The following is a 15,326-nucleotide window of genomic DNA, read 5'->3' as shown; positions in this document are numbered from 1 at the left end:
GCCGGGCGCGGCCTTGCTCCCGAGTAGCGCGGGCGGCGCGGCCTTGCTCCCGAGTAGCGCGGGCGGCGCGGCCTTGCTCCCGAGCAGCGCGGGTGGCGCGGCCTTGCTCCCGAACAGCGCGGGTGGCGCGGCCTTGCTTCCCGAGCAACTCGGGCGACTCGCTGTCTTGCTTCCCGCGCGACCGTGGGGGTCAGCGAGGGGCGACGTTTTCGTCGATGAACTTGGCGATGGCCTTTGCCACTCTCTGCGGTGCGCGGCGTTCGGCGTTGTGGCCCTGGCCGTGCAGCAGCAGCCGTCGGGTGTTGGGCAGCGCCTGCTCGAGCGCGTCCAGCCGTTCCGCCAGATGTCGCGGTGACTTGTCCCCGCCGAGCAACAGGATCGGCATCTTCAGCTCCGCGTACGCCGCCAGCCGCACCCCCAGCGCATCCAACGCGTCGTTGTCGTCCAGCTGCCGCACCACCCGCTGCCGGTACTCCGGGTGCCGCCCGACGATGAAGCCCGCCAGCCAGGCCAACGGCGCCGGCATCCGGACCACGTCCCACAGGAAGATGGCCAGCGCCTTCCCCGGCCTGTCCTGGGCGATCGCCACGCGGGCCCGTGCGAGCTTGTCGTCACTCAGCGGCGCGCCGATCACCACCGGCGGCTCGTAGAGCACCGCGCCCGCGTATGCCCCCGGGTTCGCGACCAGTGCCTCCAGTGCCACCACCGCTCCCGACGAATGCCCGACCAGCACCGGTCGGTCCAGTTGCGCCGCGATCGCCGCCACGTGGCCGACCTCCTGCGCCATCGTCGACGGGCCGGGCAGGTCCATGCGGTAGCGGCGGCGTTCCAGCCGTACCGTCCGGAAGCGGTCCCGCAGCAGGTCAGTGACCGGCTGCCAGGCCGTGCGGTCTCCCATGCCGCCGTGGATGACCAGGATCGGCGTGCCGATGCCCTCCTCCACTGCTTGTGCTTCCGTGCCGTCTCCCGCGAGTGCCAGCATGACTCCTCCTTAGCGCCGCTAAGGGAAACTTAGCACTGCTAAGGTGAAGCCGTGAAGGGCTTGACGCGCGACGTGCTCATCGAGGCCGGGCTGAAGTTGCTGGACGAGGTGGGCCTGGAGGGTCTGACCGTGCGCCGTCTCGCCGCCGAACTGGGCGTCCAGTCGCCGGCGCTCTACTGGCACATCCGCACGAAGCAGGAACTGCTCGACGGCATGGCGAACGCGATCATCGTGCGCGCCGGGATGGGACCACCCTTGCCCGGCGAGCCCTGGCAGGAGTGGCTCGCCCGGCGTGCCAGGTCCTACCGAGCGTCACTGCTCGCCAGTCGCGACGGTGCCCGCGTGGTCTCCGGAGCCGTGCGTGGCGGTGACTCGGTCCGCCACTTCGAGCAGGAACTCGCGGCGATGGTTGAGCGCGGCTTCACCCCCGTCCAGGCCCTGCGCACGATCACCGCGCTGAGCCACTACATCAACGGCCACGTCCTGCAGGAACAGGCAGTGGCCTCGACCATGGCCGAGCGCGGCGAGCGCCCGGACCTGAGCGAACTGCCGACCCTGGCCGCGGCCCTCCGGTCCGGCAGCCCGATCGGCGACGAGGTCTTCGAGTACGGCCTCGCGACGCTCATCAAAGGTACGGAATCCGTCCTGCGGCCATAGCCGGTTATCCACAGCCCCAACGTTGTCCACAGGGGTGCCCGCGGGAACCGTGGTTTGCGGCAAGCTCTTCGCATGACTTCCACGACGGCGACAAAAGGCCTGGCCGGCCGCGTTCGGACTGCTCGCGGCGCTGGTCAGCCGGTGTCGCCGGGCAAGCGGTCGCGCGGCACTCAAGGTCGTGCCGACGGCGGGGCGCCTGGCCTTGACCGACGCGGTGATCCCGACGAGCAATGCCACCGTCGCGGCGGCGGCCCGGTTCGCTACGCGGTCCGACGGTCGCTGGCGCTTGTGGGGTGTTCGTGTCGAGGGCGGCCCGGCGGTCGCTGGCGCTTGTGGGGTGTTCGTGTCGAGGGCGGCCCGGTTCGCTGCGCGGTCCGATGATCGCCGGCGCTCGTTCGGTGTCCGGGTCGGCAGCTGATTCGCTGCGGCAGTGTGAGCCGGGCGCTTCACCCGATGATTGCTCCCGAAATCATCGGAGCGCCCGGCCCACCATCCGTGCCGCAGGGTGGTCTCGAACCGGTCCCGAGGTTCGAAGCCCTGCGACATCCCCAGATCCACCTGCGAAAGTGACGCTACGTGGTGATCGGTGCACCGGGGAAGCACTGGGTGTGCGATATGACCGTTCGGCTGGCCGATTCCAGGCGACAGATCCGGCTATAGCTGCCCGCCCGGTCGGAAACCACCACCCAGCAGCGCGCCCAGCTCACCTGGCGGTAACGCAGAGTAAAGGAGGTTCCCGGTGCGGAACGTGATCAGTCTTCGCGGCGGATGGTGTCGAGCAGGGCCAGGACCTGGCGCAGGGCGGGCCGCAGCACGCGCAGCCGGGACAGCCCGACCAAGCGGTCGATCAGCGGCACGACGCCGTCGATGAGGCGCCGGGTTCGGCGCTGGTCGGGGGAGCGGTCGTAGACCCAGAAGAGGACTACCCCCATCCAGCCGAGCCACAGCAGCTCGGGCAGTTCCTTGCGCAGCTCCGGGTCGAGCTTCGCGGAGGAACCGTCGACCGCATCCCGGAAGATCGCGATGGCTGCCTCCCGGGCCGGCGACGACTCCTGGGAGAACGGGCTCAACGGCGAAGTCGGCTCGGCAGCGGTCTTGAAGAAGGTGGCGGCGAACGAGTGGTAGGGCTGGTTGACGTCGATCCCGGCGTGCAGCGCGCCCCGCAGCCGGGCGGCGAAGTCCTTCTCGTTGGCGAACACGACCTCGGCCGCCGCTCGGTGCGCGGCCTGGGTGCGGTCGTAGAACCCCTGGATGAGGTGTTCCTTGGAATCGAAGTAGTAGTAGGCGTTGCCGACCGCGACCCCGGCTTCCTTGGCGACGGCCCGCATGGTGGTTTCGGTGTAACCCCGCTCCCGGAACAGCCGCAGTGCGGTTTCCAGGATCAGCTGCCGGGTCTGCTCACCTCGCGGCCGCCGCGGCTTCTCCTCGCCACCCTCCGACTTCCCGCCGGCGATGGCGCCACCGTCGTCCGTGCCGGAACCGGAGGCGGCTTCGACCGGGTTCACGCTTTCAGCCTTCGGAGCAGCGCCAGGCCCACCCGTCGGAGCCGTTCCCGTGGCCGTCGCCGGCTCAGGGGGCGGACTGTGGGGGAGCGCCGGAGAGCCGACGCCGGGCTCATCGGCGGCGGGTTCAGCGGCACTGGTCGTCACACACGTCACCGTAGTCGTCCGCCCGCGTCGACTGGCGGACGGCAGCGGCCGCGGCGATGAAGCGCCGCGCCGTCGGCAGCAGCCGCGGGGAGCTGAGCCGCTCGGCCATCCCGCGGTAGTCCGCCAGCGCCCAGAGACAGGCCAGCCAGGCCCCGTCCGAGACATAGACCAGGCCACCATCGGTGATCACGGTCAGATCCCGCAGCGTGGCGGCATGGTCCAGGCCGGGAAAACGCCGGCGGGCCTCGGCCGACCCGGCGGGCACGAAGAGCAACGGTACGAGCTGAGCGCGGCCCGCAAGCCACCGATGCGCGGCGCGGCAGATCGGGCAGCCCTCGTCGTAGAGAACGGTGAAGTACCCGACCCGGCCGGCCCCGTGACCGGCCGGATCGATGGTCCCCGTCACGCCGGCGCGGGCGGCGGAACGGGCCCCGCCATCCCCTGCCCAGGCCACTCACTCGACCGGGCGCCGCCTTGGTCCGCTCCGGCGTGGCCCGCACCGGAATAGCCGGCCCCGCTCTGGCCACCGGGATGCGCGGCGGCGCCCGACCCGGCGGCGCCCGACCCGGCGGCGCCCGGCCCGGCAGCGGCCCCGCCCGGACCTGCAGCGCCCGACACAGCTACGCCGTGCCCGGCCGTACCAAGACCTGGCCCACCCGGTCCCGCCGTCCCGCCAGGACCAGCCGCGCTGGGCCCACCGACGCCCGGCCCGGCCCACCCGCCGGGACCAGCCATTGCGCCGGGACCAGCCATCGCGCCGGGACCGGCCATGCCGCCAGGCCCACCGGGCTGTCCAGCCCCACCGGGCCCGCCACCCGGCCCCCCAGGCCGCGGAGGCATAGGCAACCGCCCAGCCGGCGGCAACGGCGGCATCCCCTGCTGCTGCCGCAACCGCCCCCGCCGATACCGCCCCAGAAAGAAGACGTTGCAAACGTGCAGCACCCCGAGCACGAGCAACACGAACCCGATCTTGTAAGACAACGTCTCCAACGCCCGGGCCGCGTCCGGCACCCGGGCATCCGAGCGCATGGCCACCGCGACGAAACCCAGGTTCAGCAGGTAGAAGCCCATCACCAGCAGCTGGTTCACCGCCCGGGCCAGACGGTTGTCGGCGAAGACGTCTTCCAGGAAGACCAATCCGTTGCGGGACAGCGTGGTCGCCACCCAGACGGTCAGCGCGATGCTGACGATCAGGTAGGCGAGGTACATCCAGACCTTGTGATCCACGACCTCCGCCTTTCTTGAACGCGTTCAACTGGTGTCGTGATCAGCGTAGGGCGTTAGTTGAACGCGTTCAAGGAGATTTGAGGCACAAAAAGAGGCAGCGGCGGGTGGCGGCCCGCCGCTGCCCCGGTTCCGGGTGTCTCAGGTGGTTGCGGTCAGCCCGAGGGCTTCCGCCGCGGCGCGACCACTGGCATGGCTCGCGCCGTACGTGGTGACAAAAGCTCGCGCCCCGACCGGCCGCCAGCTTGCCGGCCAGCCCATCTCCACCACCGCCACAGTATGCCGCGCCGCGAGGGTTTCGATGAGTGCTCGGCTCGCCTGTGCTCGATGGGTGTGTCGCCCGACGATCACGATCGGCCGGGACCCCGCCCGCTCGACCAGGGTCTCCGCATTCGTTTCAGCGGCCACCACGGACACTTGCTCGGTTCCGTTCAGGTGCGGCCGCAGGCCCCACGGCACGCGACCTTCCGCTATCGAGTGACCCGACTGGAGGTGCACCACCAGCGGGTCGGTGAAGTCCGCGAGGGAGCCTTCGACCCGTACCGCCCGGCGGGCCGCCGTGTAGCCCAGCCCGGCGTCGTGCCGCAGTGGCGCCACCGAGCGTTGGGTCCACGCGGTCAGCGCCGCTGTTCGTTCCGCGGCGTTCTCCAGCCTGCTCAGCGGAAGCCTGCCGTCGCCGAGGCCCGTGACGATCTCGGCCGCCACCAGTTCGACCAGCTCCAGGCTCACCCGGGCGCCGATGCACAGCAGATCAGCGCCCGCCACCAGGGCCAGCACCGCGGCTTCGCCGATGCCGCCCGCCGCCTGGGCGGCCCCCTTCATCTCCAGCGCGTCCGTGATGACCGCTCCGCGGAAGCCGTATTCGCCGCGGAGCAGGTCGGTCAGGGCCGCGTGGCTGAAGGTGGCCGGACCGGCGCCGGTCAGTGCCGGTACGCGAATGTGCGCCGTCATGATCGCTTGCGTGCCCGCCGCCACCGCAGCCGCGAACGGTGGCAGGTCGCGGTCGCGCAGCACGTCCAGCTCGGCGTCCACCGTAGGGAGTTCGAGGTGGGAGTCGGCCGTCGTCGCGCCGTGGCCCGGGAAGTGTTTGGCGCAGGCGGCGACGCCCGTTGACTGCAGGCCTTCGATCGCTGCGCTCGTGTGGCGGGCCACCAGTGCGGGGTCCGCGCCGAACGAGCGGGTGCCGATGACCGGGTTGTCGTCGGCCGTGTTCACGTCGACCGTCGGGGCCAGGTCGAGGGTGATCCCGGCCTCGGCCAGGTCGGTGCCGATGGCCGCGTAGACCGAGCGGGTCAGCTGCGGGTCGTCGACGGTGCCGAGGGCCGCGTTGCCCGGGTACGGGCTCCCGACCCGGTGGGCCATCCGGGTCACGTCACCGCCCTCCTCGTCGATCGCGATCAGGGCGTCCCGCCGTACCGTGCGCAGCTCGGCCGTCAGCCGGCCCACCTGGGCCGGGTCCGCGATGTTGGTCCCGAACAGGGTGTGCCCGGCCAGGCCCTCGGCCAGCAGCGCGGCCGCCCACTCCGGGGCCTCGGTCCCCGGGAACGCCGCGAGCAACGTGCGCAGAGCCAAGCGGCGCAGTCCTGGGTCGATCGCCATGGTGTCCTTCCTCGGGTCCGGCTCTGGTTTTCCGGCCGGCCGGCCTGCATGATCGTCAGATGTCTATCGGGTACGCGGCGCAACCAGTGTGCGCGCTGACCGTTACGCTGCGGCTACATGATCTGCGCCGGTCACCGCAATAGGAAGCACTCCTAAACACCAAGGGACGAGTTATGGCCGCCACCCGCCTACCGGGTACCCCGCGACTGCTGCGGGCGCTCAACGACCGTGCCGCGCTCGAGCTGTTGCTCGCCAAGGGTCCGCTGACCCGCGCGCAGCTCGGCGAGATGACCGGGTTGAGCAAGGTGACCGCCTCCCAGCTGGTCGAGCGGCTCGAGGAGCGGGGCCTGGTGCGCCGGGTGGGTGAGCAGGCCGGCGGCCGCGGCCCCAATGCCCAGCTGTACGCGGTCACGCCCGGCAGCGCGCACGTCATCGGCGTCGAGGTCCTGCCGGACCGGGTGATCGCGGCCTGTGCGGACATCACCGGCGAGGTGGTCGGCCGCAGCGAGCAGTCGACCCAGGACAGCGACGATCCGGTACGCGCAGTGCACAGCGCCGTGGTCCAGGCGGCCGGCCGGGGTGGCACCGACATGGCCTCGGTGCGCCGGGTGGTCCTCGGCACCCCCGGTCTCGTCGACCCGAAGACCAGTGAGGTCTCCTTCGCCTTCGACCTGCCGCGCTGGCACCGCGGCCTGCTCGCCGAGCTGCGCAAGGACCTGAGCACGCCGGTGGTGTTCGGCAACGACGTCAACCTGGTCGCCATCGCCGAGCAGCACGTCGGCGCGGCCAAGGGCGTCGACGACTTCGTGCTGATCTGGGTCGGCCGGGGCGTCGGCCTCGCCACGGTGATCGGTGGCCGCCTGCACCACGGCAGCACCGGTGCCGCCGGCGAGATCGGCTACCTGCCGGTGGCCGGCGCCGAGATCCCCCGCGACGTGACCAAGCGGGGCGCCAAGGGTGCCTTCCAGACCCTCGTGGCCTCGGACGCGGCCAAGGCGATCGGCAAGAAGTACGGCTTCCGCGGCGCCGAGTCCGCCGACGTGGTGCGCGCGGCCGTCGCGGCCGGCGCGGCGGGTGAGCCCCTGCTCGACGAGCTCGCCGCCCGGCTCGCCCTCGGCGTGGCGGCCACCTGCGTGGTGCTGGACCCGCCGCTGGTGGTCCTGGCCGGCGAGGTCAGCCAGGCCGGTGGCACCGCGCTGGCCGAACGGGTCGAGAGCGAGGTCGCCGCGATCACCCTCGTCGCGCCCAAGGTTGTGATCAGCGAGGTCGCCGTCGAGCCGATCCTCAACGGCGCGCTGCTGACGGCCCTGGAGTCGGTCCGCGACGAGGTCTTCGGATCCACCACCGGTTGACCGGGCACGGCGTCCGGGGCCCCGGGCCCTGCATGGTTGGATGGATGCGTGCTCGAGGCAGCGACTGCGACCCCCACCCCACCTGACGAAGACACCGTCATCTCCTTCGACCGGGTGAGCGTCATCCGCGGCGGCAGCCATCTGCTGCGCGGGCTCTCCTGGCAGGTCGAGCTGGACGAGAGATGGGTCGTGCTCGGCCCCAACGGCGCCGGCAAGACCACGCTGCTCAACCTGGCGTCCGGTCGGCTGCACCCGTCCCGCGGCACCGCCTGGATCCTCGGCGAGCGGCTGGGCCGCACCGACGTCACCGAGCTGCGCACCCGGATCGGCATCACTACCGGTCAGCTCGCCGACCAGGTGCCGCCCTCGGAACGCGTGCTCGACGTCGTGGTCACCGCGGCCTGGTCGGTCGTCGGCCGCTGGCGGGAGAGCTACGACCCGCAGGACGAGGCGCGGGCCCGGGCGCTGCTGGTCCAGCTCGGCATGGGCGCGCTGGTCGAGCGGGAGTTCGGCACCCTGTCCGAGGGTGAGCGCAAGCGCACCCAGATCGCCCGCGCGCTGATGACCGACCCCGAGCTCATGCTGCTCGACGAGCCCACCGCGGGCCTGGACCTGGGCGGCCGCGAGGACCTGGTCGGCCGGCTGACCGAGCTGGCCGAGGACCCGGACGCCCCGGCGATGGTGCTGGTCACCCATCACGTCGAGGAGATCCCGCCCGGTTTCACCCACGCGATGCTGCTGCGCGAGGGCACGGTCGTGGCGGCGGGCCTGCTCGGCGAGACGCTGACGGCGGCCAATCTGTCCAAGACGTTCGGGCTGCCGTTGCAGGTGCAGCGTTCCGGTGACCGGTACATGGCCCGGGCGGCCTGAGGCAGACGATGGCCGAGATCTCCCCGCGCATCGTCGTCGCCGGCAGCGCCAACATGGACCTCGTCGGGCTCGCGCCGCGGCTGCCGCTGCCCGGTGAGACCGTGCTCGGCGACGACTTCGTCATGACACCGGGTGGCAAGGGCGCCAACCAGGCCATCGCCGCCGCCCGGGCCGGCGGCCGGTGCGTGCTGCTCGGGGCGATCGGCTCGGACGCGTTCGGCGTGACCATCAAAGCCCGGCTCAACGCGTCCGGGGTGGACACCGAGAACGTGCGGACCAGCTACGGCGCCTCCGGTGTCGCCGTCATCATGGTCGACCGCGCGGGGGAGAATTCCATCATCGTGAGCCCCGGCGCGAACAACTCGTTCGCCGGGCTGAGCGCGGCCGAGACAGCGGTGATCGCCGACAGCGACGTGCTGTTGTGTCAGCAGGAGATCCCGGCGGACACGGTGATCGCGGCGGCGCAGGCGGCCCGGGCCGGCAACACGCGGATGATCCTGAACGCGGCCCCGGCCCGCGAGCTGCCGCAGGAACTGCTGGACGCGGTGGATCTGCTGGTCGTCAACGAGGGCGAGGCGAACGCGATCACCGGGTCGGCCGAGCCGGACATGCCCGGCCTGCTGGCCCGGGTGCCGCGGGTCGTGCTGACCCTGGGCGGCGCCGGCTCCTGGTACGCCGACCGCGACGGGCACGACGAGCGCATCCCGGCCTGCCGGGTCGAGGTGGCGGACACCACCGCGGCCGGTGACGCCTTCACCGGGGCGCTGGCGGTCGCCTGGGGCGAGGGCCGGGATCTGGTGCAGGCCGTGCGCTGGGCGAACGCGGCCGGCGCGGCGTGCGTGCGCAAGGTGGGTGCCAGCAACGCCCTGCCCAGCCGGGCCGAGATCGACGCGATCTACGCCCAGAACTACTAGGACTGGCGGGCCATCGTCACGAAGCGGTGCACCTCGCTGCGCAGCACCTCGGCCAGCTGGCTCAGTCCCGCCGTACCGGAGTCCTGACCGCCGTCGACGGCGGCCGCGATGCCGTTCACCAGGCCGCTCATCTCCCGGATGCTGCCGGTCACGACCTCGAGCACGCCGACCGCGTCCGCCGCCGCCTGCTGCACCGTGTTGACCTGGCCCAGGATCTCCGAGCTGGACTCGCTGGTCTCGTTGGCGAGGTTCTTGACCTCGCCCGCCACGACGGCGAAGCCGCGGCCGGCGTCGCCGGCCCGGGCCGCCTCGATGGTGGCGTTGAGGGCCAGCAGGCGGGTCTGCGAGGCCACCGAATTGATCAGATCGACGGCGGTACGGATCTGCTCCGACGCGGTACGCAGCGAGCCCACCGTCTCCACCCCACGCTCGGCCCCGGTGACCGCCTCACGCGCGAAGTCCGCGAGCCCGTTCGCCGAGGCTCCCATCTCGGTCGCCGCCGTCGCCACCTGCTCCGAGACGGTGAGCACCGCGTTCTCCAGCTCGTCGGCGAGGGCGGACCTCGACCGGGCCGCCTCGGCGAGCTGCGCGGTGGACCGGCTCATCTCGTCGGTCGACTGGGCGATCCGAGCGGCCGCGTCGCGGAACGCGCCCTGCATACCGCGGGGCAGGAAGCGCCGGTGAAAGCGGCCCTCGGCGGCCGCGCCGAGCGCCGCGCCGGCTTCGCGGACGAACGAGTCGGTCTTGTCGAGCAGCCCGTTGAGCGCGTGCCGGGCCGCCTGCGCCTCCGGTGACTCGCCGATGGACGGCAGCCTGGCCTCGAAGTCGCCGGCGGCGGCGCGGGCGCAGACATCGGTGATGAGCCGCAGGGTATCGGTCTGCACTAGTACGCACCGTTCGTGAGGGACCAGACGAATTCGTCATATGTCTGGTTGCGTTCGGCCAGGATGCCCTGCAGCCGGGCCCAGGACGCGTCCAGCCCGGCGGGCGAGTTCTCGTGCCGGCGTTCCTCGGCGCGCAGCTCGGCATAGATCTTGCTGATCGCCGCCACCGGGCCGGGTTCCGGGCGCCGCCGGCTGGAGTGGTAGCCGACCAGCCGGCCCTGCGCGTCCGACGACGGCGTGACGTGCGCGAGCACCCAGTAGTGCGCGCCGTCGGTGGCCAGGTTGACCACGTAGGCGAAGACCTCCTGGCGCTCGCCGAGGGCGTCCCAGAGCAGTTTGAAGATCGCCCGGGGCATGTCGGGGTGCCGGATGATGTTGTGCGGCTTGCCGATCGTCTCGTCCTCGTGCAGCGCGGACAGGCGCAGGAAGACGTCGTTGGCGTACGTCAGCACGCCGCGGGGATCGGTCTTCGTGACGATCAGTTCGTCTTCGCCGAGCGTGCGCTCCACGCCGGTCGGTCGTACCTGGGTGGCCCTCATGATGTACGTATCGTCGCCGCCCCGCAGCCCATCGCGGGGCGATTTCCGGGAAATCAGCGGCGGGCCACGCGCAGCCCCCAGAGCACCAGCGGAATCTGCAGCGGCAGCCGTCCATAGGCGATCGCGCGGCGCGCCGGCGGAGCGTCCCGCCAGTCCATCGCCATCTTGACGTTCGCGGGGAACACCGCCGCGAACAGGCCGGCGGCGGCCAGCCCGCCGAGCCGGCGGGTGCCGGGATTGGCGACAGCGGCGGCGACAGCCAGCTCGGCCGCGCCGCTGAGCAGGGTCCACGTGCGCGGGCTGCCCGGCAGCGAGCGCGGCACGATGGAGTCGAACGGCCTCGGGGTGAGGAAGTGCAGCACTCCGGAGGTCGCGAGCAGGCCGGCGAGCGGCAGCGCGCCCCGGGCGTTCGTCATGGCACTCCTCGCCCGTGGCACCTCAGTGGGCGACGGTGTCGTGGTCCAGGGCGCGTTGCAGGGCCCGGTAGATCTGGCCGAAGCGCTGGGCGTTGTCCGTGTCCAGCAGCAGGACCTCGGAACCGCGGATGCGGGCCCAGATCTCGCGGCGGCGGCTGCCCTTGTCGTACGAGCGGTCGACGAACTCCAGCAGGACGTCGGACAGGGGCGCGGCGGCCAGGCCGATCAGGATGCCGCCGCCGATCAGGGCGACTGTGGTGGCCGTCGAGGCGTTGATGACCAGGGCCACCAGGACGCCGACCGCGCCGATCACGAGCGGGACGATCATCGCGATGCCGAGGGCGCCGCGCCCGGCCACCGCACCCCACGAACGGCGGCCCTGCCGGTGCCACACCTGGGCGAAATCGCCGAGGCGGTACTCCCGGCCGCTCATGCGGACCCCGGCGGACGTGACCAGCACGTCCGGATCGCGGTAGTAGGTGATCATCGCCCCTCCTCGGTGTTCCATGCTACTTACCCTGGCGAGCCTGGCCTTACGCTGTCGGTGACTGAACGATCGCTAGGGAGGCATGCGCGTGGGTGAGTTCGTACGACTCGAGACGAGCGACGGCATCGGCACGATCCGGCTCGACCGTCCCCCGATGAACCCGTTGAACACCCAGGTGCAGGAGGAACTGCGCGAGGCGGCCCGGGCGGCGGCCGAGGAGCCGCAGATCAGGGCGGTGATCGTGTACGGCGGGGAGAAGGTGTTCGCCGCCGGCGCCGACATCACCGAGTTCACCACCACGACGTACCAGGAGATGACCGTCCGGGCGGCCGCCCTGTCCAGCGCGTTCGACGCGATCGCCCGGATCCCGAAGCCGGTCGTCGCCGCGGTGACCGGCTACGCGCTCGGCGGCGGTTGTGAGCTGGCGCTGGCCTGTGACTGGCGGGTCGTCGCGCAGGACGCCAAGCTCGGTCAGCCGGAGATCAAACTGGGCCTGATCCCGGGCGCCGGTGGCACTCAGCGGCTGGCCCGGCTCATCGGCCCGGCCAAGGCCAAGGACCTGGTGTTCTCCGGCCGGATGGTGGACGCCGAGGAGGCGCTGCGGATCGGGCTGGCCGACCGGGTGGTGCCCGCCGCCGACGTGTACGCGAGCGCGGTCGAGCTGCTCAAGCCGTACCTGAACGGCCCGGCCCTGGCCCTGCGGGCCGCGAAGCTGGCCATCGACGGCGGCCTGAGCACCGACCTGGCCTCGGGTCTGGCCTGGGAGAGCCAGCTCTTCGCCGGGCTGTTCGCCACCGACGACCGGATCGAGGGCACCACCGCGTTCGTCGAGAAGCGCAAGCCCAAGTTCACCGGCCGCTGAGCCGCCCGGCTCGACCGAGAAACGCCGCGACAGATCTCGCGGATATCGATCTGTTGCCATAAAGTTCCCCTCTGTGACGATGCCCGGTGTGCGCGTGACCTCGGTCCGGCGCACCGTGCGCATGGCCGTGGCCCTGGTCACCGGCCAGGCCCTGCTCTGCGGGGTCATCGGATTTGTCACATTCGGCGGTGACGATGCGAAGTCCGGCGGGCGGGCCGCGGAGCCGCAGCTCGCCGGGCCGCCGATCGTCGTGCCGAGCACCAACTCGCCACCGCCCAGCGAGCAGGCCGAGCGGCCGGTGTCCGCCAGCACCGAGCAGACCCGCACGGAACGGCCGACCTCGCCGGCTCCGGCCGCCGTGCGGAGCTCCCCCACCCGGTCGATCAGCCCGACCCGGACCTCCGCGACGCCCGTGGCGCCCGTCCCACCGCCGACACCGACCACGTCACCGACGGATCGCGCGCTGCTGCCGCCGTCGGCCCCGGCGCCCGCGGACGACGCGCCCATCCCCGTGGTCGACGAGCCCTGCGACGACGCGGGCGCGACCGGCCGGACCGCCGAGGGCAAGGCCGTCCGCTGTGAGCGGAACCGCAACGGCGACCTGCGCTGGCGCCTCGTCTAGCGAGATCATCAACTTCCCGGCTGCGCCTACACTGGCGCGCATGTCCATCGACCAGGGTCGGCACTCGCTCGGCGTCGACTTCGGCACCTCGAACACCGTCGCGGTGGCCCGCTGGCCCGACGGGCGGGCCCGGCCGATCCTCGTCGACGGCTCCCCGCTGCTGCCCTCGGCCGTCTATGCCGAGGCGGGCGGGCACCTGGTGGTGGGCCGCGACGCGGTGCACAGCGCCCGGCGCGACCCGGGCCGCTTCGAACCCAACCCGAAACGCCGCGTCGACGACGGGCTGGTGCTGCTCGGCGACGAGGAGTTCGAGGTCGTCGACATGATCGCCGCGGTGCTGGTCCGGGTGGCCGACGAGTGGCACCGCGCGGTCGGCCCGGTCCGCCCCGAGCTCACCCTCACCTGCCCGGCGACCTGGGGCGCCACCCGCCGAGGCCTGCTGGCCGAGGCCGCCGCCCGGGCCGGGCTGACCCGGGCCCGGTTGGTGGCCGAGCCGGTCGCCGCGGCCACCTACTTCGCCGAGGTGCTGGGCCGGGAGGTGCCGATCGGCTCGGTCGTGGTGGTGCACGACTTCGGTGCCGGCACCTTCGACGTCAGCGTCGTCGCCCGCACCGCGGAGGGCTTCGAGGTGCTGGCCGTGGACGGCCGGGACGACCTCGGCGGGCTGGACATCGACGCCGCCCTGGTCGAGCACATCGGCCGGCTCTGCGCCGAGCGCGACCCGGCGATCTGGCAGCGGCTGACCGAACCGGCGACCCTGGAGGACCGGCGCGCCCAGCGGCAGCTCTGGGACGACGTCCGGATCGCCAAGGAACGCCTGTCCCGGCTCCAGTCGGCCGACGTGGTGGTGCCGCTGCTCGACCTGGAGCTGCACGTCACCCGCGAGGAGCTGGAGGAGCTGGCCCGGCCGGTGCTCGACCAGACCGTGCAGGTGACCCGGGACCTGCTGCGCTGGGCCGACCTGGCCGACGGGCGGCTGGCCGGGGTGTTCCTGGTCGGCGGAGCGAGCCGGATCCCGCTGGTGGCGACGCTGCTGCACCGGGCGCTGGGCGAGGCGCCGGTGGCGATCGAGCAGCCCGAGCTGGTGGTCGCCGAGGGCAGCATCCTCGCGGACGCCGCGCTGCTGGCCGAGGAGCCGGCCGCGCCTGGGCCCACCGCCGAGATGCGGCTGCTCTCCCGGCAGCCGCAGAGTTCCTTCCCCGCGCCGCCCGATTTCCCGGCACCGCCCGCTTTCCCGGCACCGCCCACGGTGTCGCATGCCGCCGCTGGGATGCCGCACGCGGCGGCGTCCGCCTCGCATTCGGGCGCTCCCGCGGATTCCGCGCCGCATTCAGGTGCTTCCGCTGGATCCGCGCCGCATCCGGGCGGCCCGGCGGCGGCCCCGCATCCGGGATCCTCAGCGTCTTCTGCGCCGCATTCGAGCGCTGCGACAGCATCCGTGTCGCATTTAGGTGCTTCCGCCGGATCCGCGCCGCACCCGGGCGCCCCAGCGGCGGCCCCGCACCCGGGAGCCCCAGCGTCTTCTGCGCTCCATTCGGGCGCTGCGGCGGCTTCCGCGCCGCATTCGGGCGCCGCAGCGGGATCCGCACCGCACTCGGGGCCTCCGGCGACCTCTGCGCCGCGCTCAGGGCCCTCGGCGACTTCGTCGCCGCGCTCGCGGCTGGACGACGCGGAGACCGTGCCGTCAGCGCGGGATCAGCTGCTGCCGCCGCCGGCCGTCGACCCATGGCCCGACGCCCAACAGCACTGGGTGCCGGACCCGGACCAGACCGTCGCGTCCGAACCCTCCTGGGACGTGCACGCCCTGCCACGGACCCCGCCGCCGACCAGCGACGCGGCCTCGGCCGGGGCAGCCGACAAGACGGCGCGGCGGCCCACGGCCGTGACGCGTCCGATCTCCCCGTCCGGCGCCCGGCTCGCGACCGGTTCCGTGGCCGGCCGGCCCGTGTCCCCGCCCGGCGCGCGCTCCGCCTCGGGCACGGTGTCCTCCCGGCCGGTGCCACCGCAGGCACGTCCCGCGGCGGTCAAACGGCCTGCCCGCACGACCAGACGAGGTGCGCCGTCGCAACCGGCGCCCCGTCAGCGCAAGCGCACCGGCGGACCGCTGCGCTTCCTGCAGGTGCTGCTCAGCATGCTGGTTCTGGTCACTGTGCCGGTGGTGGCGATGGTCGCGGCGTACAGCGTGATCGCGAGCGTGTCGATGGAGGAGGCCGTCCGGTTCATCGCGGACGACCTGCGGCGGCTGCTGGAGCGAGTCTGATTCATCTTT

General features: G+C 72.6%; 16 protein-coding genes. 7 read left to right on the top strand and 9 right to left on the bottom strand.

Annotated features, from left to right (window positions below):
• Window positions 1–190 precede the first annotated feature (190 nt).
• Window positions 191–982 (bottom strand): alpha/beta hydrolase, encoded by a 792-nt coding sequence (locus tag AB0C12_RS20790; protein WP_360550197.1) that lies wholly within the window; start codon window positions 980–982, stop codon window positions 191–193.
• Window positions 983–1,033: 51 nt separating this feature from the next.
• On the opposite strand from AB0C12_RS20790, the gene AB0C12_RS20785 reads away from it, so the two are divergent.
• A complete protein-coding gene (locus AB0C12_RS20785; protein WP_360550195.1) occupies window positions 1,034–1,639 on the top strand; it encodes a TetR/AcrR family transcriptional regulator C-terminal domain-containing protein in 606 nt (201 codons plus the stop codon).
• Between the two features lie 752 nt (window positions 1,640–2,391).
• Here AB0C12_RS20785 and AB0C12_RS20780 read toward each other — a convergent pair.
• The 4 genes from AB0C12_RS20780 to AB0C12_RS20765 form a co-directional block, all read right to left on the bottom strand.
• Window positions 2,392–3,093 carry a TetR family transcriptional regulator gene (locus tag AB0C12_RS20780; RefSeq protein WP_360550574.1) on the bottom strand — a complete coding sequence of 234 codons (702 nt, stop codon included), beginning with the start codon at window positions 3,091–3,093 and terminating at the stop codon, window positions 2,392–2,394.
• A gap of 175 nt (window positions 3,094–3,268) precedes the next feature.
• Window positions 3,269–3,694, bottom strand: a complete 426-nt coding sequence (locus AB0C12_RS20775; RefSeq protein WP_360550193.1) for a DCC1-like thiol-disulfide oxidoreductase family protein — start codon at window positions 3,692–3,694, stop codon at window positions 3,269–3,271.
• On the bottom strand, window positions 3,691–4,515 hold the full coding sequence (locus AB0C12_RS20770; protein WP_360550191.1) for a hypothetical protein: 825 nt from the start codon (window positions 4,513–4,515) through the stop codon (window positions 3,691–3,693). Before AB0C12_RS20770 ends, AB0C12_RS20775 begins: the two co-directional genes overlap by 4 nt.
• Before the next feature lie 138 nt (window positions 4,516–4,653).
• Window positions 4,654–6,111, bottom strand: a complete 1,458-nt coding sequence (locus tag AB0C12_RS20765) for a glycoside hydrolase family 3 N-terminal domain-containing protein (RefSeq protein WP_360550189.1) — start codon at window positions 6,109–6,111, stop codon at window positions 4,654–4,656.
• A 173-nt stretch (window positions 6,112–6,284) separates the two neighbouring features.
• Between AB0C12_RS20765 and AB0C12_RS20760 the strand changes: the two genes are divergently transcribed.
• The 3 genes from AB0C12_RS20760 to AB0C12_RS20750 are packed head-to-tail and all read left to right on the top strand — an operon-like array spanning window position 6,285 to window position 9,247.
• Window positions 6,285–7,463, top strand: a complete 1,179-nt coding sequence (locus AB0C12_RS20760) for an ROK family transcriptional regulator (RefSeq protein WP_360550187.1) — start codon at window positions 6,285–6,287, stop codon at window positions 7,461–7,463.
• A 36-nt stretch (window positions 7,464–7,499) separates the two neighbouring features.
• Complete coding sequence (locus AB0C12_RS20755; protein ID WP_360550185.1) at window positions 7,500–8,333, top strand: ABC transporter ATP-binding protein; 834 nt, start codon at window positions 7,500–7,502, stop codon at window positions 8,331–8,333.
• A gap of 8 nt (window positions 8,334–8,341) precedes the next feature.
• Window positions 8,342–9,247, top strand: coding sequence for a ribokinase (locus AB0C12_RS20750; protein WP_360550183.1), 906 nt, complete (start codon window positions 8,342–8,344; stop codon window positions 9,245–9,247).
• On the opposite strand, the gene AB0C12_RS20745 is transcribed toward AB0C12_RS20750, so the two are convergent.
• The 4 genes from AB0C12_RS20745 to AB0C12_RS20730 are packed head-to-tail and all read right to left on the bottom strand — an operon-like array spanning window position 9,244 to window position 11,573.
• Window positions 9,244–10,131, bottom strand: coding sequence for a methyl-accepting chemotaxis protein (locus AB0C12_RS20745; protein ID WP_360550181.1), 888 nt, complete (start codon window positions 10,129–10,131; stop codon window positions 9,244–9,246). The genes AB0C12_RS20750 and AB0C12_RS20745 overlap by 4 nt on opposite strands.
• Window positions 10,131–10,670: a PAS domain-containing protein gene (locus tag AB0C12_RS20740; RefSeq protein WP_360550179.1), complete on the bottom strand. Its 540-nt coding sequence runs from the start codon at window positions 10,668–10,670 to the stop codon at window positions 10,131–10,133. Before AB0C12_RS20740 ends, AB0C12_RS20745 begins: the two co-directional genes overlap by 1 nt.
• A 53-nt stretch (window positions 10,671–10,723) precedes the next feature.
• Entirely contained in the window at window positions 10,724–11,086 is a 363-nt protein-coding gene (locus tag AB0C12_RS20735; RefSeq protein WP_360550177.1) for a hypothetical protein, read from the bottom strand.
• A gap of 22 nt (window positions 11,087–11,108) precedes the next feature.
• Window positions 11,109–11,573 (bottom strand): DUF6232 family protein, encoded by a 465-nt coding sequence (locus AB0C12_RS20730; protein WP_360550175.1) that lies wholly within the window; start codon window positions 11,571–11,573, stop codon window positions 11,109–11,111.
• An 88-nt stretch (window positions 11,574–11,661) separates the two neighbouring features.
• Between AB0C12_RS20730 and AB0C12_RS20725 the strand changes: the two genes are divergently transcribed.
• The 3 genes from AB0C12_RS20725 (at window position 11,662) to AB0C12_RS20715 (ending at window position 15,317) form a co-directional block, all read left to right on the top strand.
• On the top strand, window positions 11,662–12,435 hold the full coding sequence (locus AB0C12_RS20725) for an enoyl-CoA hydratase-related protein (protein ID WP_360550173.1): 774 nt from the start codon (window positions 11,662–11,664) through the stop codon (window positions 12,433–12,435).
• Window positions 12,436–12,508: 73 nt separating this feature from the next.
• A complete protein-coding gene (locus AB0C12_RS20720) occupies window positions 12,509–13,057 on the top strand; it encodes a hypothetical protein (protein WP_360550171.1) in 549 nt (182 codons plus the stop codon).
• A gap of 40 nt (window positions 13,058–13,097) precedes the next feature.
• Complete coding sequence (locus tag AB0C12_RS20715; RefSeq protein WP_360550169.1) at window positions 13,098–15,317, top strand: Hsp70 family protein; 2,220 nt, start codon at window positions 13,098–13,100, stop codon at window positions 15,315–15,317.
• Window positions 15,318–15,326: the final 9 nt, after the last annotated feature.

Origin of the sequence: Actinoplanes sp. NPDC048967, from assembly GCF_040649415.1 — a bacterium.
In the GTDB taxonomy this organism is placed as follows: domain Bacteria; phylum Actinomycetota; class Actinomycetes; order Mycobacteriales; family Micromonosporaceae; genus Actinoplanes.
The sequence above is the reverse complement of the archived record's forward strand: the minus strand, read 5'-3'. Positions and strand labels throughout refer to the sequence as shown.

Coding starts and splice junctions, on each gene's coding strand:
- AB0C12_RS20790 (WP_360550197.1), bottom strand. CDS start 982: ATGCTGGCACTCGCGGGAGACGGCACGGAAGCACAAGCAGTGGAGGAG.
- AB0C12_RS20765 (WP_360550189.1), bottom strand. CDS start 6,111: ATGGCGATCGACCCAGGACTGCGCCGCTTGGCTCTGCGCACGTTGCTC.
- AB0C12_RS20760 (WP_360550187.1), top strand. CDS start 6,285: ATGGCCGCCACCCGCCTACCGGGTACCCCGCGACTGCTGCGGGCGCTC.
- AB0C12_RS20750 (WP_360550183.1), top strand. CDS start 8,342: ATGGCCGAGATCTCCCCGCGCATCGTCGTCGCCGGCAGCGCCAACATG.
- AB0C12_RS20740 (WP_360550179.1), bottom strand. CDS start 10,670: ATGAGGGCCACCCAGGTACGACCGACCGGCGTGGAGCGCACGCTCGGC.
- AB0C12_RS20735 (WP_360550177.1), bottom strand. CDS start 11,086: ATGACGAACGCCCGGGGCGCGCTGCCGCTCGCCGGCCTGCTCGCGACC.
- AB0C12_RS20730 (WP_360550175.1), bottom strand. CDS start 11,573: ATGATCACCTACTACCGCGATCCGGACGTGCTGGTCACGTCCGCCGGG.
- AB0C12_RS20715 (WP_360550169.1), top strand. CDS start 13,098: ATGTCCATCGACCAGGGTCGGCACTCGCTCGGCGTCGACTTCGGCACC.